Here is a 20,029-nt window from a genome sequence, read left to right as displayed (position 1 = left end):
GCTAGCGCCTGCTAACCTCTTAATTATTCCTCTTATATTTTTTGTTGAATTTTTCAATTCTTCCACCAGTATCAGTAAATTTTTGCTTACCAGTAAAGAATGGATGACATTCTGAGCAAACTTCAACTTTAAGATTTTCTTTTACAGAACCAGTTTTAAAAGTGTTACCACAAGCACATGTTACTGTTGCTTCTTTGTATTCTGGGTGAATTTCTTTTTTCATTTCTAAGCCCCCTATCTATTAACGATTGTGTATTATATCATATGAACGTTTGAAATTCAAATAAATTACCTTAGTATTATATAATAATTTTACAAAAAATACAAGTCTAAGATAAATTCTTAATTATTTTTGAATCCCTAACAAAAGTTTTATTATTTATTGTTTTTGTCATTTCATCAAGTAAGACTTCCGTAACTTCATTTGATGAATTATAGGACATAGCATTTCTTATATTAAATGCAAAATTAAGTTCATCTTGATTTAGTAAAAGTTCTTCTTTTCTAGTTCCAGACTTGTAAATATCTATTGCAGGGAAAATTCTTTTTTCTGACAATTTTCTATCTAGATGAAGTTCCATATTGCCAGTTCCTTTAAATTCTTCAAAAATAATATCATCCATGCGTGATCCTGTTTCAACTAAAGCTGTAGCAAGTATGGTTAGAGAACCTCCCTCTTCGATATTTCTAGCGGCTCCAAAAAATCTTTTTGGCTTGTGTAAAGATAAGGGATCAAGACCACCTGATAATGTTTTTCCTGACGATGGAGTTATCAAATTATAAGCTCTTGAAAGTCTTGTTAATGAATCTAAAAGTATAACAACATCTTTTCCTTGTTCAACTAATCTTTTTGCCCTATCAAGCACCATTTCCGCAACTCTTGTGTGATTTTTAGGAGTTTCATCAAAAGTCGAATAAACGACTTGTCCCTTAACAGATCTTTGCATATCTGTGACCTCTTCAGGTCTTTCATCTATTAACAAAACAAATAATTCTATTTCAGGGTAATTTTTTTCTATAGACTTAGCTATTTTTTTTAATAATGTTGTTTTTCCTGATTTTGGTGGAGAAACAATAAGACCTCTCTGCCCTTTACCTACTGGGCAAATCAAATCAATAACTCTTGTTGCAATGTCTTTAGGATCAAACTCCATTTTTATTTTTTCTCTTGGATAGATTGGTGTCAAATTTTCAAAATATGGTCTATTTGTAGCAAGATTCGGTTTTTTGTCATTAACTTCATTGATATAAATTAAACCATTATAAGATTCTCCATCTTTTGAGGGTCTTACAATACCAAGAATTTTATCTCCATTTCTAAGTCTAAATCTTCTAATTTGAGATGGGGAAACATAAATATCGCCTTCTGATGGTAAAAAGTTACTAACTCTCAAAAAACCATATCCATCTTGATGAAGTTCGAGAATGCCGCATACATACTTAGCGTCATCCATCTTGCCAACTGCCTCAGTCGCATTATTAGAGATTTCATCTAATTCAATACCGAATTTTTTAGCATGAGATTCTTCAATTTTATCTATTTCATCTTCTAGTTCATTATCTTCTATATCTTCTTCTAAATTTTCATCTGGAGTATAAAGTTCTTTATCCTTATCATCTTGGTCTTCAGAATAAATATCATCTTTATATTCTAAATTTTCTTCATATTTTTCTTCAATAACTTTAATTAATTGGTCTTTTTTATATAAGTATGGTTTTGATATGTTAAGTTCTTTTGCAATCTCTCTTAATTCAACTGTTGTTTTGCTAGTTAAATCTGAATCAGTATCAAGATCTGAATTTTTATATTTTTCAACAATAAGCTCAATTAAAGGGTCTTTTTTATATTTATATGATGAAGCTATATCTAGCTCATTTGCAATTTCTCTCAAATCTTTGATACTAAGATTTATTAGATCTTTTTTTGTATAAGACTTAATTTTAGGCTTAGTTCCGTAAACAATATAATTATAATAGTCAGTGCGGTTAAAAGATTCGTCATCCTTTAACCCCATTGACAAAGCAATATTTTTTAAATCATTTATTGGTTTATTTTTTAAGGTAATTGAATTTTTGTTTTCATTCGCCATAAAATTCCACTCTATTTTGCATAATCAGGTTTTAAATCTAGTCTATGAGTTGACTTAATAAATCTTTGAGTGCCACTTGGTAATCTTAATACCAAAGATTCAGTTGTAGCAATGTTATTTTCATAATATTTTACTCCATCTAATATTTCACCCTTGGAAATTCCTGTTACAGAAAATATAACTTCATTTCCCTTTACCAAATCATCTATTTCATAAACCTTATTTAAGTCAGAATGCAAATCTCTACATCTTGCTTCTTGTTTTTCATCAGTTGGATGAAGTCTGCCTTGGAAATCTCCACCTAAACATTTTAACGCAGCAGCAGCGATTACTCCTTCTGGGGCACCACCTCTACCCATAATTAAATCTACACCTGATTCTTCAAAACAACATTCAATAGCAGTAACAATATCACCATCAGAAACTTTTTTGATTCTTGCTCCTAATTTTCTTATTTCTTTGATAATTTTTTCGTGTCTTGGTCTATCAAGAATCGCCACTGTGATTTCATCAATATTTTTATTTAATTTTTCAGCAACTCTTTTGATATTTTCGGTTGGGGAATCATCAAGTTTTATTGCCCCCTTTGCCTTAGGTCCGCAAGCTATTTTATCCATATATATATCTGGTGCATTTAGAAGACATCCCTTTGGAGCAACTGCAAGAACTGCAATAGAATTTGTGCCACCAGCAGCTACAGAATTTGTGCCATCAATTGGGTCAACAGCAATATCTACTTGTTCTTCACCACTTTTAGTGCCAATCTTTTCGCCTATGTATAGCATAGGTGCTTCGTCAATTTCCCCTTCTCCTATAACAACAGTTCCGTCAATTTCAACTGTATCAAACATTCTTCTCATTGCATCAACTGCTGCTCCGTCGGCACCATTTTTATCGCCTTTTCCAAGCCATTTGCCGGCACTTAAAGCTGCAGCTTCTGTAACTCTTGCTAAATTAAGTGCTAAATTTCTATCCATTTTTACTCTCCTTTTTTATATACTTTATTATAATCTTCTTTAAATTTAGTAATACCTTTATCTGTTAAATCATGTACTATCATTTCTTTAAAAATTTTATATGGAACAGTAGAGATATCTGCTCCAACTAATGCTGCTTTTTTAACATGGTCGACTGATCTAATACTAGCAGCAATTATTTGTGTTGTAATTTGATGTTCTTTAAATATTGTTGCAATATCCCTTATTAAAGAAATACCATCTTGTCCAATATCATCTAGCCTGCCAACAAAAGGGCTTACAAATGAAGCTCCGCTTCTTGCAGCTAAAAGTGCTTGACTTGCAGAAAATACAAGAGTTATATTAACCCTTATTTTTTCTTTAGAAAGAATAGAGCACGCCTTAAGTCCTTCTTCAGTAATGGGTATTTTTATTACAACATTTTTACCCAGCTTAGAAAGATCTCTCGCCTCTTCTATCATAGATTTATAATCATCACTATTAACCTCTAATGATACAGGTCCTTGAACAATAGATAATATTTCCTTATACACTTCTTTTACAATACCACCATTTTTTGCAATGAGGGATGGATTAGTCGTAACTCCGTCCACCACACCCCAAGAATTAATCTCTCTTATTTCTTCTAAATTTGCAGTATCAATAAATAATTTCAACTTTATTTCTCCTTTTCAATTAAAGCAACTGCTTGTGCCGATATTCCTAATTCCTCACCGACATAACCTAAGCCTTCAGTTGTTGTAGCCTTAATAGATATGTTTTCTATTTGTGTATTTAAAATTTCAGCAATAACTTTTCTCATACTATCAATATATGGTGCAAGTTTAGGTTTTTGTGCTGAAACTACACAATCTATATTTATAATTTTATAATTTTCTTCTACCATTAAATCATAAACTTTAGAAAGTAAAATTTTTGAGTCTATATTTTTAAATTTATTGTCAGTGTCTGGGAAATGGTATCCTATATCTCTTTTTGCCATAGCGCCTAATATAGAATCCATTATAGCGTGTATAAGAACATCAGCATCAGAATGACCCAAAAGTCCAAGTTTATGAGGTATTTTAATACCACCAATAATTAAATCTCTATCATTTACTAATTTATGAACATCAAAACCGAGTCCTACTCTCATAAATCCTTCTTTCTTAAAATTGCTTTTGCAAAAATTAAATCTTCTTTTGTTGTAATCTTTATATTATCATATGAATTGTCAATCAGTTTAATTTTTCTGCCAGTTTTTTCAACAAGTGAACAGTCATCAGTTCCATAATATCCCTCGCTGTAGGCTTGCTTATAAGCACTTTTTAAAACATCAGCCAAAAAAACTTGAGGAGTTTGGACTTGCCATAAAAGTGCCCTATTCGGTGTATAATCAGCATTTTTACCATCATATGATACCTTTATAGTGTCCTTGACTTTATTTGCTAAGGTGCAAGCCCCAGTTTCAAAAACACTCTCTATTGCCTGATCAATTTTTTCCACACAAACAAAAGGTCTGGCACCATCATGGGTTAGGATTATATCTGTTGACTTTGGCATATTCATTAAACCATTATTTATAGAGTCTTGCCTTTCATTTCCTCCATAGCATATCTTGTAATTCGTATTGATTTTGTATTTTGAAATTATTTGACTTAAATAATTTAAATCGGAGCTTTTTATAATAAGCAAAATGAAATCAACGTATTTTGAAGCTTCTATTTTTTTTATAGTTTGAGCTAAAATCGGAACTCCTTCAATAGACAGAAATTGTTTATTAATTGGAGCATTCATTCTTTTTCCCATTCCGGCAGCAGCTATAAAGGCTGTTACAAAATTACCATTAATCATAAATACCTCACTGATCAAAATCAATATTATCAAGAGCAAATTTTATTAATTTTCTAGCTATTGGTGCTGCTACTTCTCCACCATAATCTGAAACATTTGGAATTACAACGGCAATGGCAATCTTAGGGTCATTTGCAGGAGCAAAACCAACAAACCAAGCGTTATTTGTTCCTTCTTGAATATTTAGTTGAGCCGTACCTGTTTTTCCTGCGACTTGATAACCCTTTACATAAGCTTCTGTACCAGTACCATTATTAACAACATTAACCATCATATTTTTAATAATGTTAGCATTTTCTTTAGAGGTACATTCTGATAATACTTCAGGATTATTTATTAAAATATTTTTACCATCGCTGCCATTTATAGCCTTAACTAAATGAGGTTTCATCATAACTCCATCATTTGCAATGGCAGAAGTTATCATACACATTTCAAGAGGTGTTACCAATATATTATCGTGACCTATACCTGCAGATCCTAGAGCTGTTTTATCAAAACCCTGGCGATTATAATCCCATGTTGAAGTTTCTAAAGGCAAGTCAAAGTCAACCTTTTTATTAATCATAAATTTTTGACAAACATTTGAATATATATCCAAACCTACATCAACAGTTTTTCTTACAAAGTAAGTATTAACTGAATGTGTAAAAGCTGTTTTTAAATTAATCCTTCCATATGCTTTTCCAGTTGAATTTTTAAACTCACGACCATTATCAATTTTTTCTGTACCCTTATCATTATAGTTTTGGCTGATACCTGATTCAAGAATAGCATCAGCACTTACAATTTTAAAAACAGAACCAGGTGCAAATTTTCCTAATGTTGAATTGTTAAACAAAGCTCCGTTGTTATTTTTATTTATTTGTGCCATATCTTGAGCAATATTTTGAGAGTTAAAATCTGGAAGAGAAACCATGGATAATATTTCACCGTTTTTTGGATTCATTATTACAACTGAACCTTTTTCATTATTTTCCCCTAATACTGACCTTGTTTTCTTTTGAAGCTCTGTGTTTGTTGTAAGTATTAAAGAATCGCCCATATTTAAATCTAATTTTTTATTGAAAATTGACTTAAAGGTTTTTAATAATTTAGACCCTTCTTTTCCGAGAAGGTAACTATTGTATTCTTTTTCAATGCCATATTTTGAAACAATTTTATTTGAATATCCCACAATATGAGAGTATATTACAGGGTAATTGTAAACTCTTTGATATTGAAATTTTTCGCCCGTAGAATAAGCTAAGACATTACCATCTCTATCATAAATATTTCCTCTTTTTACTGCATTTTCAGCCATCATAGGTCTTTTGTTGGCAGGATTTTTTATAGCATCTTGAGCTTTAAAAATTGTAAAATATGTTAAATATACAATTGGTGCTAATAAAAGAATTATTAAAAAAATTAAAAGCACAAGTATTCTTTTATTTTCACTTGCTTTCATTATTTGAACTCCTAGAATATAAATAAGAAATATCTTCTCCGGTAAACTGCAAAATACCCAAAGCTACAAAACTAGAAATCATAGCACTACCTCCATATGATACAAAGGGCAAGGTTAAACCTGTCATTGGTATTAATTTTATAACCCCTCCTATATTTAAAAAAGCATGAATGGCAAAAAGTATTGCTACTGCCAATGCTAAAATTCTATAGAAAATAAATTCTTGATTAAGGGCAATTTTTACGGCTCTATATATTAAGAGCATAAATAGCATAATTATACCTATTCCCATAAATACACCCATTTCTTCACATATAACCGAAAAAATAAAATCTGATTCATTAACGCCAACTAGAGATGGATAACCTAAACCAATGCCAGAGCCAAAGAATCCTCCCTCACCTATGGCAAACAAAGCTTCTGTTACCTGACCTGCTCTTCCCTTTATAGCTCCAAGTGGACTTAACCAAATAGTTACCCTTGTTCTTACATGTGAAAATAAGAAATAGGATACAATAGCCCCAAAAATCATAAGGCAAATATTAACTATAAGTGAAGTTCTATCTTTATCATATACGAATTGCAAGCAAGTATAAATGCCCATAAATACAACTGCAGTACCTAAATCTTTTTGTAGGAACAAAAATCCTATAAATACATACATTACAATCATCAAATAATATGATGAATGTTTAAAACCATTTCTTTCCAATTTATCTTGAAATTTTGTATAAAAAGATGCAATTAAAAACATTACAAGTATTTTTGTTATTTCCGAAAGTTGGATTGAAAACGCATCATTGCCAAATACAATCCAGTTTTTTGAACCATGTAATTCCTTACCAAAAATTAATGTTAAAAGAAAAAATAAAATTGAAAAGCCTAAATAAAGAGTTGTTAAATTTTCAAGTCGTCTCATTACCCTAATAACAAAGTATGTTAAGTAAAAAGTTAAAATACCTATAAGAGCCCACACTAATTGTCTTAACCCTAAAGTTGGTGATATTCTATATATAGTTACAATACCTATAGTCATAAGCATTGATACTATTAAAAATATATAATTATCTCCAGTAGAAACCCTACTTAAAACTAAATTTGAAATGTATATAATTAAAACTAAACCAACAAATAAAATTGCAATATACCTATCTATATGTTTATTATTATAAAAGAATAATAGAAATATAGATAAGAGTTCAAAAATAAGAAGAAGATTTCCTGGTCTTCTATTTTTAAGCAAAAAATTTATCATATTTCACCTTTTTACCTATTTTCAACAAATATAAATTGAATAAACCCAACACCTATTTTGTCACCATTTTGAAGCTCGATCAAAGTTCCAGCATCAACTTTTTCTCCATTTAAATAGGTTCCATTAGCTGAATTTAAATCTTCTAAATAAAAAATTCCATTTCTTTCAGTTATATTCAGATGATTTTTACTCACAAATTTATCTTTAATAACTATATCATTTTTAGATGACCTTCCTAAAGTTACGCTACCACCTAATAAATAATACTCCTGCATTTTGAAAGAAAGTGAATCTAGTCTATTCACAACTTTTAAATAAGAATTCTCAAGGGACGTGCCTCTTGTACCCATTTGCCTAATATCAAGATACATCAGTCTTAAAATACTGAAAATAAAAAGATAAATAATAATTATAAATACGTATTTCAAAACTTGTGAAATTAATTCAAACATATTCCAACTCCTAATAAAACTAACTATATTATATACTTTTTAGGCAATTATTACCATTTTTAAATTATTTAAGTGAATTTTAACCATTCTGATTATATTTAATTTTTACATAATTTTCAAGACTTATGACTATTCTTAGTTTTTTTAATCTTAATTTTCTGTTAAACTAATATATAGTTATGATTATTAATAAAATTATTTATAAGAAAAATGAATTTATAGTTGAATTTAATAATGGCAAAAGCGTAAGTATTGTTGAGGATAGTCTGGTTAAATTTAATTTATATAAGGGTCTTGAAGTTTCTGATGACTTCGATAATAGTTTATATGAACAAGACCAACTTACTCGAGCCTTTATTTTAGCCTGCAGATATCTTTCTAATATAAAAAGTTCTAAGCAGATTAAAGATTATTTATATAGAAAAAAAATATCTAATGATAACATAGAAAAAACAATTGATTTACTCACAGAAAAAGGATTTTTAGATGACTATTCTTACGCTGTATCCTATATACATGACGCTCAAATATTAAAAAAGCATGGAAGTAAAAAAATCAAATATAGCCTATTTGAAAAGGGAATATCAAAAAATATCATTGAAAAAGCATCTGCTGAAATTGATGATGAACTTGAATACAATAATGCTCATGAGTTATTTTTAAAAAAAGCTAATAATGATTATTCTTTCGAAAATCTAAATAAGGTTATTAAATTTTTATTAGCTAGAGGATTTGATTATTCTATTATCAAGGAAGTTATAAATTATGAAAAAGAACGATAGCTATTATTTATATATTTTAGAGTGTGCAGATAAAAGTTTATACACTGGGATTACAAATAATCTAGAAAAAAGACTTGAAAAGCATAATAAGGGGTTAGCATCTAAATATACTAGAGCTCGCCTACCAGTAAAGTTTTTATATACCTATAAACTTAAAGATAAATCTCAGGCTTTAAAATATGAAATATTAGTTAAAAGTCAATCTAGAGCTAAAAAGCTTAAAATTATTGGCGGGCAGATAGACATAACAAGTCTAATGAAAGAAAAAGAGAAATGACTATCTCCTGTCATTTCTCCTATATCTATTTTTGCTTGATGAACAGATGCCAATTATCAAAGCAAATATCAAAGATATCAAGCCTGATGAAACTCCTGTCACAAAAATAATTAAATTATCTAGACTAGATTTTTCAAATAATTTATCTGTAACTAAAAATATTGAAAACATACCAATAAAAAATAGTACCAAACCTGGAATATATTTTACAAACTTTAATTCTTTAGCCATAAAATTTGCTATAAAAGTAAATATTACACCTAAAATTATTGTCCCTATAGTAAGCGCTAAATAATCACTGTTTGATATAATCAGTTCTTTAATTTGTCCCACTTCACACCTCTTAATTTTTTCTAGTTATTTCTTTTTGCCATAATTTAGAATATCTACCCATTGACCATTGACTCATGATGACACTTGTGTCTTGACCAATCTCTCTTTCAAAAATAGCATTAGAAATTATATTTCCATTTCCTATATTATATATCTTTAACATTGTATTTTCCAATGTAATTAAATATTTATTATCTGGAGAAATAAAAGCATCTTTTATTTTAGAATTAAATTTTTTTAAATCAGTCATAGGAATATTTAAAACATTATACTTATTTATTGAATTAGGCAAAACAATATTTAAGTCAAAATCCTTAATAAAATATCCATTAGATGCGTTATCTCTTCCCATCAACTTCCAATAACCATTTTCTCTATATATTCCAATATTATCATTATCTTTTAATTTATCATTAGTTTCTTTTATTAATGCTTTATTGTCATCAGAACTAATAAAGTAAGCAATTTGTAGAGGCTCTTTCTTTTCAATGTTATTAATGTCATATATCCTTAATTTTCTTAAATTTTTTTCAAAACTTATATTTTCAATATTAATAATATCTTCAGAAATAAAATTTATATTTTTTAAAATATTATTATCTTCAATTTGATAGATTTTTTCCTTTGCTTGCCTATCATTTAGAGGATCTACTCTCTTTTTAATCAAAAGATTATCAGAAATTTCATCTTTTTTTGAAACTCTCTGAATTTCAACTTGATAAAATCCATCTTTTCTAGGTAATAAAATATTTGGACTTTCATAGACATTTTCTACTCCTTCAGGAGAAAACTTAATATATAAAGTTTTATAGTTGAAAGATGGTAGTTTTGATTGATTTGGTTCTTTAAGGCCAAGCATTAAACCAATGTCAGCTTTATCGCTTAAATTTTCAATAGTTAGTCCTGAGCTATCCTCCCTATTTCTACTTATATCAACTTTTAGCTGATCTTCAGTTAAATCATCATCTGTTTTAGAGATTTGAAAGATGAAGTTGTTTCTTATAATAAAGGCAGTATCATCTGAAACCTTTATAATTTCATAATTAGAAATATCTTTTTGTTTTAAAGAAATAGCAAAAGCATCTTTATTTTCAATATTTAAATTTTTATAGTTTAGATTATATTTTTTATATAAATATTCATCAACATTAACCCTTTTTGTCCTATAAGAAGGATTAATAATGTAATCACCACTAACCATAGCTTCATCACTAGCGAAAAGAACATCACTACCAATAATATCTTTATATTGAAAATTATCATCATTTGTCTTGTAGGTATTAATATATTTACTTATAGTCCATTTCCCGTAAATAGGAGGCTTTGCCACCTCGGGAGTCTGAATACTTGTACGATCAGTATTGATAATTGAACAAGCACTTAAGAGGAGTAAAATAAAAATTAAAAATAACTTTTTCATTCTGCTTTTTCCTCCTTAATTATTGGTATAGTAATTTTCACAGTTGTCCCTATATTTAATTCAGAAAAAATATCAAGGCTTCCGTTGTGCAATTTAACTATTTCATCAGATATGGAAAGTCCAAGTCCTGAATGACTCTTAGAATGTTTGCCCTTATAGAATTTTTCCTTAACATGTTCTAAATCTTTTTTGTTCATGCCACAACCATTATCAGAAACAAGAATTACAAAATTGTTATTCTCATCAAATGATTGAACCTTTACCCAACCATTTTCTGAAGTGAATTTTATCGCATTATCTACAATATTAATTAATAACTGTTTAATTCTATTTTCATCACCTATTGTTACACATGGAGTTTCTAAAAGTTCAGTTTGAAAATCAATTTTATTTGAATTGGCTCTAGGCTTCATTTGTTTACAAACATCTCTGACTGTTTGTCCAATATCAAATAATTCTTTTTCTAAAGACATTCTGCCTGAAATAAACCTTGAAAAATCAAGGAGTTCCTCAACCATTTTTGATAATCTATCACTCTCATTTTCGATTATAGTTAAGCCTTCTGACATAATATCTTCCTGACCTTTAGAATCTTTTAAAACTACAGCCCAACCCTTTATTGAAGTCAATGGAGTTCTCAACTCATGAGATATGGAAGAAATAAAGTCGTTTTTTATTTGCTCTTTCTTAAGAATTTCCTCTGACATAGTATTTAAAGTTTTGGCAAGTTCGCCAATCTCATCATCTTCCCAATTTCTAGCCTTAATCTTATACTGCCCATCTGCCATCTTTCTAGCAACTTCAGTTAAATCTGTTATTGGTCTAACTATGGAACGGGATATCAAAATTGAAACAATAGCTGTAATAATAGAAAGCACAATGGAAAATACTACAAGTGTTAACATAGTTTTTAATATAGCTAAGTTAGCTTCTTCCATAGAAGCGATAAATCTTAAGTATCCAATAGTTTTTCCAGAATTATTAATAATAGGTCCTGTTATAGCCATTACAAGACCTTTAGTTGTGGGGCATTTCCCAACCCAGGCTTTCATAGTTCCAGATTTTGCGAGTAAAAAATCCTGAGAATTAATAGGTTCTTTTGAGATTGCACCTATTGAATCTATTATAATATTTCCTTTTGGTGTTAAAACTTGTACTTCTGCATTCGTATATGTCCATAAAATATCATTATCTTCTAAAATTATATCCTCTAAATTTTTATCCGAATAATTCCTGTTGTAAAAGTTAAGAGAAAAAGATAACCTACTTTTTAATTCATTTTCTACACTTGTGTAATAGAATGTTTTAAAACCTATCAGCAAAAATATATCTAATATAACAATTGTTGTAATAATCAATAATAAGTAACTTTTTACAAGTCTCTTACCAATTCTATTTTTCAATTATTCACCTTGCCATCTATAACCTAGACCCCATACCGTTTCTATATATTCAGGTTTTGCGGGATTTTCTTCAATTTTTGCCCTCAATCTTCTAATATTTACATCAACAATTTTTGAATCGCCAATAAAATCATTGCCCCAAACTATTTTTAAAATTTCATCTCTATTCATAGCCTTTTTTGGATTTTCCATAAATATCTTCATAATTTGGTATTCAGTTGGGGTAAGCTCAATTTCCTCATCATTCTTATAAAATTTTCTTTGATAGTAATCTAGCTTAAAAGGTTCTTGTATAATGTAATTTTCATCGATTTCTTCTTCCGGTTCAAGCCTTCTCTCTAAAGATTTTATCCTTAAAGTTAGCTCTGTAGGGTTAAAAGGTTTAGTTAAATAATCATCAGTCCCATATTGAAGGCCCATTATTTTATCATAATCTTCAGCCTTAGCAGTAAGCATTATTATTCCCAAGTTTGGGAATTCTTTTCTTAAAACTTTACAAACTGCAAAACCATCAACTCCCGGCAACATTATATCCAGTACAACTATTTGAGGTTGCTTACTCCTAGCTATGTCAATACCTTCTTCTCCACTTCCAGCTTCAAAGACTGTATATCCTTCTCTTTCTAAATTTATTTTAACGAACTTTCTAATAGGTTCTTCATCTTCTACTAATAATATTTTAACAGCCATTTATCTCACCTTCTCAATTTTATTATAAAGAAAAAAACTCATAAATTCAATAATTAGAACTTATGAGTTATATAAATAAAAAAATTAAATTCAAAATTATATTATTTAAAAATACTTTAAAACATCATTTATAAAAGTTTTAAATATTTAATAAATAAGTGAAATTTCTTTTATTATTTTACACTATAGTTAGGTGCTTCTCTAGTTATTGTAATATTATGAGGATGATTTTCTTGTAATGAAGCTTGAGTAACTTTAACAAATTGAGTATTTTCTCTTAAAGCTTCTAAGTTAGCAGCTCCACAATAACCCATACCTGATTTAACACCACCAATTAATTGGTAAATTATGTCTCCAACTTTACCTTTAAAAGGTACACGACCTTCAACACCTTCAGGAACATATTTTTTTGTTTCTGATTGGAAATATCTATCAGAGGATCCAGAAGACATTGCACCTAGTGAGCCCATGCCTCTATATGTTTTAAATTTTCTACCTTCAACATATAATTCTTCTCCTGGTGATTCTTCAGTACCAGCAAATAATGAGCCCATCATAACAGCATTACCGCCAGCGGCAAGAGCCTTAGTTACATCACCAGAATATTTTATACCACCATCAGCTATAATAGGAATATCATATTCCTTAGCGGCTTTTGCTGCTTCCATAATTGCTGTTACTTGAGGAACACCAATACCTGTTACAACTCTTGTTGTGCAAATTGAACCAGGTCCTATACCTATCTTAACACAATCCGCACCAGCTTTTATTAAATCAACAGTACCTTGATATGTTGCAACATTACCAGCTATTAATTGAATATCAGGAAAAGCAGATTTAATTTCTCTAATTGTATCAAGAACACCTGTAGATTGACCATGAGCAGTATCAATAACAATTACATCAGCCCTAGATTTATTTAAAGCTTCAACTCTTTCGAGTACATCTTTTGTTACACCAACTGCTGCACCTGCAAGGAGTCTTCCAGATTCATCTCTTGCTGAATGTGGATATTGTTCATGTTTTTCTATATCTTTAATAGTTATTAATCCCTTTAAGATATTATTTTTATCCACTAAAGGCAATTTTTCAATTTTATGTCCCTTTAGAATTTTCAAAGCTTCTTCTAAAGAAATTCCTGGGGTGCCTGTAATGAGATTTTCAGAAGTCATAACTTCCTTAATTTTCCTCTTATTATCAGTTTCAAACCTTATATCCCTATTGGTTATTATTCCTTCTAATCTACCTTTGTCATCAATAATTGGAACTCCAGAAATTTTATATCTTTCCATTAATTCAGAAGCATCGCCAATAGTATGGTTTTTAGATAAAGAAAATGGGTCAGTAATTACGCCATGCTCACTTCTTTTAACCTTATCAACTTCAAGAGCTTGCTCTTGAATGGACATATTTTTGTGTATAATACCTATGCCGCCTTCTCTTGCCATAGCAATAGACATTCTATATTCTGTAACTGTATCCATACCAGCAGACATCAAAGGAATATTTAATTTAATCTTTCTTGTTAAATTTGTAGTTAAATCTACTTGGTTAGGCAGAACACTAGATTTTGCCGGCATTAATAAAATATCATCAAAAGTTAATCCTTCTCCAAAAAATTTCATATACCCTCCTACTTATTTTTCTTTTATATCAATGTGTACGACTTTGGGATTTATACTGACTAAATTGAAACCTTGCGGTAAAACATAATTTAATGGATATTCTCCAGAATTCTTAGCATCCTTTAAATCAACATTTAAATTAAGTTCATCAGTTGTTAAATCTCTATCAGTTTGTCCGTTATATTTTAATATAATATCACTATCTAAAGAGATATTATAGGAAAATTTTGCATCAGTGTTTAACAAATTAATATTATCTTTTTTTATGACTAAATTTTTACCATTATTACCAAGCTGATTATCACCGTCTATAACCTTAAAAGTAAGTTTTGGATCAACAAGTGATATATTTTTTGGTAGGATTAGACTTATTGTGTTAGAACCTTCTCTGATTTGATCTAAAGTTATTTCTTTAGATTCGATTTGATCTATACTATCAATTAAATCAGAATTACCAATTATGGTGACTGTTTCAGGCTCAACGAAAAATTTGTCTAAATTAACATTCTTTGGAATATCACCAACAATATTAAGCTTTATAGGTACTGACTTAGATTTTAAAATAGGTACTTCAACTTGAATTGTTGAGGGTTCAATAGTTAAATTATCAATTTCACGACCATCAGCATCAAATGCTTTCACATCAGCTTTCACATAATCAGTCTTTTTTAAATTTCCGACATTAACAATAGCTTCGACTTTTTCTATTTGACTGACATAAGTTGATGCTCCAGAAATAGTCACTCTCTCAGAATCTGCTATTTTACCTAAAGAATAATCATCAGCAGGTTTTCCTAAGGCTTTTATATTTGCATAAAAAGTTTGACTTGACCTTTTGTCAATTTTAAATGGAATAGTAGTTTGGTCAAATCTTTTAATTTTTACATCCGACTGAATAGAACTTACACTAATTGGAAGAGAAAATTCTCCATCCTTATAATCTTTTAAATCCACTTTAGCTGATATAGAATCTTTTACATAAGGCATAGTGTTAGAATAAGCTTCCACAGTAACATTTATTTTTGTTTCTTTAGGAGAGATAATTATATATCCTCTATCCTTCAAATCATCCATACCTTCATAAGTTACCGGAACATTTCTTATAGTTTTAATTTCTAAGACATTAGATTCATTTCTAACATATGCCCAAAGAAGTATTGCAAAAAGCAAAGATAAAATTCTAAACATCCATTCTCTTCTGTTGTTACTTTTCATTACCTTCGCTCCATTTCCTTAACTTCTTTAATAAGGGACTTTCGTTTTCTAATTGTGGGCTATAAATTTCTAATAGCTTTGATTCCAGTGTATCTATATCCAAATACCTTGAAATAGCTCCATCTTCAGCTGTAGAAATTGAACCCGTTTCTTCAGAAACCATAATTGATAAACAGTCACTTTTTTCAGAAATACCAATGCCAGCTCTGTGTCTTGTACCTAATTCTTTAGAAATTGACTTATTATCGCTTAAAGGCAAAAAACAAGCAGCAGCCAAAATTATGTTTCCCTTAATAATAACGGCACCATCATGAAGTGGTGTGTTAGGAATAAATATATTTATCAAAAGACCACTTGAAACATTTCCATTAATAGCAGTTCCAGTTTCTATAATTTCAGTAAGACCGACTTTTTTTTCAATTATTATTAAGGCACCAATTTTTTGCCTTGAAAGAGATGCAACCGCCTTACATATTTCAGAAACTGTTGCTGGAATTTTATCTGATTCTGGACCAAAATTATTTTTTATTGTGGACGTTCTACCTAAAAATTCCAAACCTCTTCTTAATTCAGGTTGAAAAACTATAATTAGTGCCAAAAGTCCACCTGTAATTAATTTAGAAAAAATCCAATTTACTGTGTAGAGTTGAAAGAATTGAGAAACTAGCATAAAAGCAAGTAAAATAATTATACCTTTAAAAACTTGCTCTGCCCTTGTATTTCTTATTAAATTCAAGATAAAGTAAATTAAAATTGCAACAATTGCTATATCAATAATATCTCTCAAATTTAAAAAAGCTAAATAATTATTTAAATTGTGCATATTACCTCCTTGATATTTTATATAAAGAAAGAATTACTCCAATAGAAACAATAAAATCGCCAATACTTAATACTTTACCTTGCCCAAAAATAGGATTTATCGGGAATATATCGGATAAAATATAAAGTTTTGGATTTTCAAAAACTCCATGACTTAAAGATAATCCTTCTGATATTATACGAAAAACTTTATCATTATTAATTTTAGACAATGCACTCAATGAAACTGGCATCTTACCATTAAAGATAATCGGAAGGGTGTTACAAAAAAGTCCAAAAGCTATAACAATCATTCCTCGAACCTTATAATTAAATAATAAAGAAATAATGATAAAAAATAAAGCCAAAATAGTAAAATAAAAATATTTTTTTACAAAAAAATCACTTATAGATGAAAAATCATATATAGTAAAAAAATTAATTAAAAAAATTATCAAAATTCCACATAGAGCAACTTCTACTTTTTGATAATTAAAATTTAAAATATTTTTAAATGACCCCTTGGACAAATAAATTAATATTATTGAAAATATTAAGGCAGAAAAAATCATTGTATCACCTTAAATAATAATATCACAAAATTGAGATAAAATTTATAATTATTAATTATTTTATAAAAATAGATGCTGCGACTTAGCGTAGCATCTACTTCTATAATAAATTATTCTTCAGAATTATTATCTTCTTCTTTTACTTCTACTTGTTCATTTTCATTTGTGGTGGATTCTTCACTTTCAGTTGTTTCTTCTACATCAGAAGATTCTTCTTTATTTTCTTCTTCGCTAGCAACAACATCAAAAGATGAATCTCCAATAGAGAATCCTAGTAAATCACCTATAGTTGTATTAAATTCATCTTCCTTAGGTTCTTGAATTTGTTTTTTAACTCTATTTTCCTTAGGTCTTCTTGGTCTTTCTTTTTTAACCTTTGGTTTTTCAGTCTTTTCTTTATTTTCGTCATCTTCTATAGGTTCTAGTAAAGCCTTAATAGATAAAGAAATTTTCTTATTTTCTTGGTCAATTTCAATTACCTTAACTTCAACTTCTTGACCTATTTCAAGTCTATCTTGTGGCTTTTCAATATGTTCTCTACAAATTTGAGAAACATGAAGTAATCCATCAACACCTTCTTCAAGTCTTACAAAAGCACCAAAATCAAGAATATTTACAACTTTACCCTTTACAACATCTCCAACTTTAACAGCGTTTATAAATTTATCCCAAGGCTTTTCAGTAGTTTGTTTTAATCCTAAAGCAATTCTGTCTTTTTCTTCATCAAGACTTAAAACTTGAACTTTTACTTTATCGCCAGCACTAACAACTTCTGAAGGATGCTTAACTCTATTCCAAGATAATTCAGAAATATGAACTAAACCGTCAATGCCTCCGATATCAACGAATGCTCCAAAATTTGTAAGTCTTTGTACAGTTCCTTCAATTACATCTCCAATGTGTAGAGATTCAAAAATTTGACTTCTCTTTTCTTCAAGTTCACGCATTAATACATTTTTTCTTGAAAGAACAATTCTTCTTTTTCTTTTGTCAAAATCAATGATTTCACATTGAAAATCATCTCCGACAAACTTGCTTAAATCTCTTTGGAACTTTACAGTCACATGAGATGCAGGAATAAATGCAGAGATACCATCTAAACTAGCAGTTAAACCACCTTTTACTTGGTTAATTACCTTGGCAGTAACTATTTCATGATTATTGTATGATTCTTCAATTTCATCCCAAACTTTCATGTCTTCAACTCTTCTTGCTGAAAGCACAACATTTCCATCTCCGTCATCCATTTTTAAAACGAAAACTTCGATTTCATCGCCTTGCTTATACAAATCAGAAGGTTTTGCATCAGTATTCTTAGATAACTCTTCTTTTGAGATAATTCCATCTGACCTATATCCTAGATTTACCATGACTTCATTATCAGTTACATACAATACTTCTCCTGTTACGATTTCGCCTTTCTTAATTCTTTTGAAAGAATTATCTATGGCTTCCATCATCTCACCTTTGTCAAAATTTTCCATACTACTAACAGCCTCCTTGATTACCTTATCCGGTGTGGATGCCCCGGCGGTAATACCAATTTTATTAAATTTTTTTAATATATTTATATCAATATCTTTTATTGACTGAATTAAAAAAACATTTTTGCAACTTTCCTTAGCTACTTCTGCTAATTTTTTTGTATTTGAAGATTTTTTTCCTCCCAATACAATAACAGCATCTACAATTTTTGCAAGCTTTCTAATGCTATTTTGCCTATTAAAAGTTGCATCACATATAGTATTATAAACTAAAATTTCAGATTTTGAAATGTTTTTTATAAGATTTGTTAAATAATCAAAGACTTTTTCATTACTTGTAGATTGAGCAACCACTATTGTTTTACCTACAGGTACTTTCAAATCTTCTTCTTTATTAAATATTATAGCTTCGTTATTGCAATAAGAATTTATTCCCTTAACTTCAGGGTGATTTTCATCACCTACAATTATAATATTATAACCTTTTTTAAAATATTTTTCCACTATATTATATATTTTCTTAACTTTTGGACAAACACAATCAATTATTTCATTATTATTATATCTTAATTTTTCTAAATCTTCTTTGGGTACACCATGGCTTCTAATAATTACCTTAGAATTATATACCTGTGTATTTTCAATTGTCTTAACTTTTTTTTCTTTTAGATCATTTATTACGACTTCGTTATGGACTATATCTCCAAGACAGTAAACACCATCATCAGCTGCAGCAAAAGCAAGTTTACATGCTCTTTTAACACCGCCACAAAATCCAGCATAATCAGCTAGGTAAATTTCCAATTTCTTTATCACCATAAACCCTTCTCATAATATCTTTTGATATTAATTCATATTCTTCATTTTTTATTTTTCCTAGTGAAGATAAATCAACAGGTTTTCTATATATTAGTTTCATTTTCTTAAATGGAATATAATTGCCTTCAATATATAAAGGAAGAATTAAAGCCTTAGATTTGTGTGCTATCAAAGCAGTCCCCTGTTTAATGATATCTAAATTTTTTTTCTTTACTCTTGTACCCTCAGGAAAAATACCTAAAACTTGACCGTTTTTTATATGCCTAAGGCTAGTTTTAATTGCTTTAATATCTACTTCTTCCCTGGCAACGGGAAAAGCTCCGAGTTTTTTTAAAAATGCTCCAAATAATTTATTATTAAATAATTCTTTCTTTGCCATCCAATATATATGTCTTTTAAAAAATACGGAAACAAAAACTGGATCTAAATTGCTCTTGTGATTGCCTGCTACTATTAAATTATTTTCTTTGGGTATATTTTCTATTCCAACTATTTCAACTCTATAAAGAAGTTTAAATACAACATATAAAATAATTTTTAAAAACCTATACATA

At 29.1% G+C, this 20,029-nt stretch carries 21 protein-coding genes; 2 read left to right on the top strand and 19 right to left on the bottom strand.

All coding sequences use genetic code 11. The annotated features are described in order from the left end of the window. Positions 1–19: 19 nt before the first annotated feature. The 9 genes from rpmE to F594_RS0103165 form a co-directional block, all read right to left on the bottom strand. The gene (rpmE, locus tag F594_RS0103205; protein WP_004824084.1) at positions 20–223 is read right to left on the bottom strand and encodes a 50S ribosomal protein L31; all 204 of its coding nucleotides are present in this window, start codon (positions 221–223) and stop codon (positions 20–22) included. Between the two features lie 106 nt (positions 224–329). Beyond that, positions 330–2,090 carry a transcription termination factor Rho gene (rho, locus tag F594_RS0103200; RefSeq protein WP_019034529.1) on the bottom strand — a complete coding sequence of 587 codons (1,761 nt, stop codon included), beginning with the start codon at positions 2,088–2,090 and terminating at the stop codon, positions 330–332. An 11-nt stretch (positions 2,091–2,101) separates the two neighbouring features. Further along, entirely contained in the window at positions 2,102–3,067 is a 966-nt protein-coding gene (gene glpX / locus F594_RS0103195; RefSeq protein ID WP_019034528.1) for a class II fructose-bisphosphatase, read from the bottom strand. A gap of 2 nt (positions 3,068–3,069) precedes the next feature. After that, complete coding sequence (gene fsa, locus F594_RS0103190) at positions 3,070–3,723, bottom strand: fructose-6-phosphate aldolase (RefSeq protein WP_019034527.1); 654 nt, start codon at positions 3,721–3,723, stop codon at positions 3,070–3,072. A gap of 2 nt (positions 3,724–3,725) precedes the next feature. Then, positions 3,726–4,202, bottom strand: coding sequence for a 2-C-methyl-D-erythritol 2,4-cyclodiphosphate synthase (ispF, locus tag F594_RS0103185; protein ID WP_004824136.1), 477 nt, complete (start codon positions 4,200–4,202; stop codon positions 3,726–3,728). Then, positions 4,199–4,900 carry a 2-C-methyl-D-erythritol 4-phosphate cytidylyltransferase gene (gene ispD, locus F594_RS0103180; RefSeq protein WP_004824163.1) on the bottom strand — a complete coding sequence of 234 codons (702 nt, stop codon included), beginning with the start codon at positions 4,898–4,900 and terminating at the stop codon, positions 4,199–4,201. Before ispD ends, ispF begins: the two co-directional genes overlap by 4 nt. A 7-nt stretch (positions 4,901–4,907) precedes the next feature. After that, positions 4,908–6,347, bottom strand: a complete 1,440-nt coding sequence (locus F594_RS0103175; RefSeq protein ID WP_004824103.1) for a peptidoglycan D,D-transpeptidase FtsI family protein — start codon at positions 6,345–6,347, stop codon at positions 4,908–4,910. Further along, complete coding sequence (locus tag F594_RS0103170; protein WP_004824159.1) at positions 6,334–7,602, bottom strand: FtsW/RodA/SpoVE family cell cycle protein; 1,269 nt, start codon at positions 7,600–7,602, stop codon at positions 6,334–6,336. Before F594_RS0103170 ends, F594_RS0103175 begins: the two co-directional genes overlap by 14 nt. Before the next feature lie 11 nt (positions 7,603–7,613). Next, positions 7,614–8,054, bottom strand: coding sequence for an FHA domain-containing protein (locus tag F594_RS0103165; protein ID WP_004824085.1), 441 nt, complete (start codon positions 8,052–8,054; stop codon positions 7,614–7,616). A 179-nt stretch (positions 8,055–8,233) separates the two neighbouring features. Between F594_RS0103165 and F594_RS0103160 the strand changes: the two genes are divergently transcribed. Both F594_RS0103160 and F594_RS0103155 read left to right on the top strand, forming a co-directional pair. Continuing rightward, entirely contained in the window at positions 8,234–8,836 is a 603-nt protein-coding gene (locus F594_RS0103160; protein WP_019034526.1) for a regulatory protein RecX, read from the top strand. Further along, the gene (locus tag F594_RS0103155) at positions 8,820–9,113 is read left to right on the top strand and encodes a GIY-YIG nuclease family protein (RefSeq protein WP_019034525.1); all 294 of its coding nucleotides are present in this window, start codon (positions 8,820–8,822) and stop codon (positions 9,111–9,113) included. The genes F594_RS0103160 and F594_RS0103155 overlap by 17 nt, the downstream gene beginning before the upstream one ends. Here the strand turns inward: F594_RS0103155 and F594_RS0103150 are convergent, their stop codons facing one another. The 10 genes from F594_RS0103150 to F594_RS0103105 all read right to left on the bottom strand — a co-directional run bounded on the left by F594_RS0103150 (position 9,114) and on the right by F594_RS0103105 (position 20,028). Then, the gene (locus F594_RS0103150; protein ID WP_004824092.1) at positions 9,114–9,446 is read right to left on the bottom strand and encodes a hypothetical protein; all 333 of its coding nucleotides are present in this window, start codon (positions 9,444–9,446) and stop codon (positions 9,114–9,116) included. Between the two features lie 10 nt (positions 9,447–9,456). Then, positions 9,457–10,866, bottom strand: a complete 1,410-nt coding sequence (locus tag F594_RS0103145; protein WP_019034524.1) for a hypothetical protein — start codon at positions 10,864–10,866, stop codon at positions 9,457–9,459. Continuing rightward, positions 10,863–12,269 carry a sensor histidine kinase gene (locus F594_RS0103140; RefSeq protein ID WP_019034523.1) on the bottom strand — a complete coding sequence of 469 codons (1,407 nt, stop codon included), beginning with the start codon at positions 12,267–12,269 and terminating at the stop codon, positions 10,863–10,865. The genes F594_RS0103145 and F594_RS0103140 overlap by 4 nt, the downstream gene beginning before the upstream one ends. Then, positions 12,270–12,959: a response regulator transcription factor gene (locus F594_RS0103135; protein WP_004824119.1), complete on the bottom strand. Its 690-nt coding sequence runs from the start codon at positions 12,957–12,959 to the stop codon at positions 12,270–12,272. Between the two features lie 173 nt (positions 12,960–13,132). Further along, a complete protein-coding gene (gene guaB, locus F594_RS0103130; protein ID WP_019034522.1) occupies positions 13,133–14,584 on the bottom strand; it encodes an IMP dehydrogenase in 1,452 nt (483 codons plus the stop codon). Between the two features lie 12 nt (positions 14,585–14,596). Continuing rightward, positions 14,597–15,799, bottom strand: coding sequence for a CdaR family protein (locus F594_RS0103125; protein ID WP_019034521.1), 1,203 nt, complete (start codon positions 15,797–15,799; stop codon positions 14,597–14,599). Further along, entirely contained in the window at positions 15,789–16,622 is an 834-nt protein-coding gene (cdaA, locus tag F594_RS0103120; RefSeq protein WP_019034520.1) for a diadenylate cyclase CdaA, read from the bottom strand. Before cdaA ends, F594_RS0103125 begins: the two co-directional genes overlap by 11 nt. A 1-nt stretch (position 16,623) precedes the next feature. After that, entirely contained in the window at positions 16,624–17,172 is a 549-nt protein-coding gene (locus F594_RS0103115; protein WP_019034519.1) for a DUF5317 domain-containing protein, read from the bottom strand. Positions 17,173–17,282: 110 nt separating this feature from the next. Next, positions 17,283–19,475 (bottom strand): bifunctional 4-hydroxy-3-methylbut-2-enyl diphosphate reductase/30S ribosomal protein S1, encoded by a 2,193-nt coding sequence (locus F594_RS0103110; protein ID WP_019034518.1) that lies wholly within the window; start codon positions 19,473–19,475, stop codon positions 17,283–17,285. Beyond that, complete coding sequence (locus F594_RS0103105) at positions 19,441–20,028, bottom strand: lysophospholipid acyltransferase family protein (RefSeq protein ID WP_004824039.1); 588 nt, start codon at positions 20,026–20,028, stop codon at positions 19,441–19,443. The genes F594_RS0103110 and F594_RS0103105 overlap by 35 nt, the downstream gene beginning before the upstream one ends. Position 20,029 lies beyond the last annotated feature (1 nt).

Source organism: Peptoniphilus lacrimalis DSM 7455 (assembly GCF_000378725.1).
Classification (GTDB): Bacteria; Bacillota; Clostridia; order Tissierellales; family Peptoniphilaceae; genus Peptoniphilus_A; species Peptoniphilus_A lacrimalis.
The sequence above is the reverse complement of the archived record's forward strand: the minus strand, read 5'-3'. Positions and strand labels throughout refer to the sequence as shown.

Excerpts from the sequence above, each read along its gene's own strand:
- F594_RS0103125 (WP_019034521.1), bottom strand. The coding sequence starts at position 15,799 with ATGAAAAGTAACAACAGAAGAGAATGGATGTTTAGAATTTTATCTTTG.
- ispD (WP_004824163.1), bottom strand. The coding sequence starts at position 4,900 with ATGATTAATGGTAATTTTGTAACAGCCTTTATAGCTGCTGCCGGAATG.
- ispF (WP_004824136.1), bottom strand. The coding sequence starts at position 4,202 with ATGAGAGTAGGACTCGGTTTTGATGTTCATAAATTAGTAAATGATAGA.
- F594_RS0103165 (WP_004824085.1), bottom strand. The coding sequence starts at position 8,054 with ATGTTTGAATTAATTTCACAAGTTTTGAAATACGTATTTATAATTATT.
- F594_RS0103160 (WP_019034526.1), top strand. The coding sequence starts at position 8,234 with ATGATTATTAATAAAATTATTTATAAGAAAAATGAATTTATAGTTGAA.
- F594_RS0103110 (WP_019034518.1), bottom strand. The coding sequence starts at position 19,475 with ATGGTGATAAAGAAATTGGAAATTTACCTAGCTGATTATGCTGGATTT.
- F594_RS0103115 (WP_019034519.1), bottom strand. The coding sequence starts at position 17,172 with ATGATTTTTTCTGCCTTAATATTTTCAATAATATTAATTTATTTGTCC.
- rho (WP_019034529.1), bottom strand. The coding sequence starts at position 2,090 with ATGGCGAATGAAAACAAAAATTCAATTACCTTAAAAAATAAACCAATA.
- F594_RS0103175 (WP_004824103.1), bottom strand. The coding sequence starts at position 6,347 with ATGAAAGCAAGTGAAAATAAAAGAATACTTGTGCTTTTAATTTTTTTA.
- glpX (WP_019034528.1), bottom strand. The coding sequence starts at position 3,067 with ATGGATAGAAATTTAGCACTTAATTTAGCAAGAGTTACAGAAGCTGCA.
- cdaA (WP_019034520.1), bottom strand. The coding sequence starts at position 16,622 with ATGCACAATTTAAATAATTATTTAGCTTTTTTAAATTTGAGAGATATT.
- F594_RS0103170 (WP_004824159.1), bottom strand. The coding sequence starts at position 7,602 with ATGATAAATTTTTTGCTTAAAAATAGAAGACCAGGAAATCTTCTTCTT.
- guaB (WP_019034522.1), bottom strand. The coding sequence starts at position 14,584 with ATGAAATTTTTTGGAGAAGGATTAACTTTTGATGATATTTTATTAATG.
- F594_RS0103155 (WP_019034525.1), top strand. The coding sequence starts at position 8,820 with ATGAAAAAGAACGATAGCTATTATTTATATATTTTAGAGTGTGCAGAT.
- F594_RS0103105 (WP_004824039.1), bottom strand. The coding sequence starts at position 20,028 with ATGTATAGGTTTTTAAAAATTATTTTATATGTTGTATTTAAACTTCTT.
- F594_RS0103135 (WP_004824119.1), bottom strand. The coding sequence starts at position 12,959 with ATGGCTGTTAAAATATTATTAGTAGAAGATGAAGAACCTATTAGAAAG.
- F594_RS0103145 (WP_019034524.1), bottom strand. The coding sequence starts at position 10,866 with ATGAAAAAGTTATTTTTAATTTTTATTTTACTCCTCTTAAGTGCTTGT.
- rpmE (WP_004824084.1), bottom strand. The coding sequence starts at position 223 with ATGAAAAAAGAAATTCACCCAGAATACAAAGAAGCAACAGTAACATGT.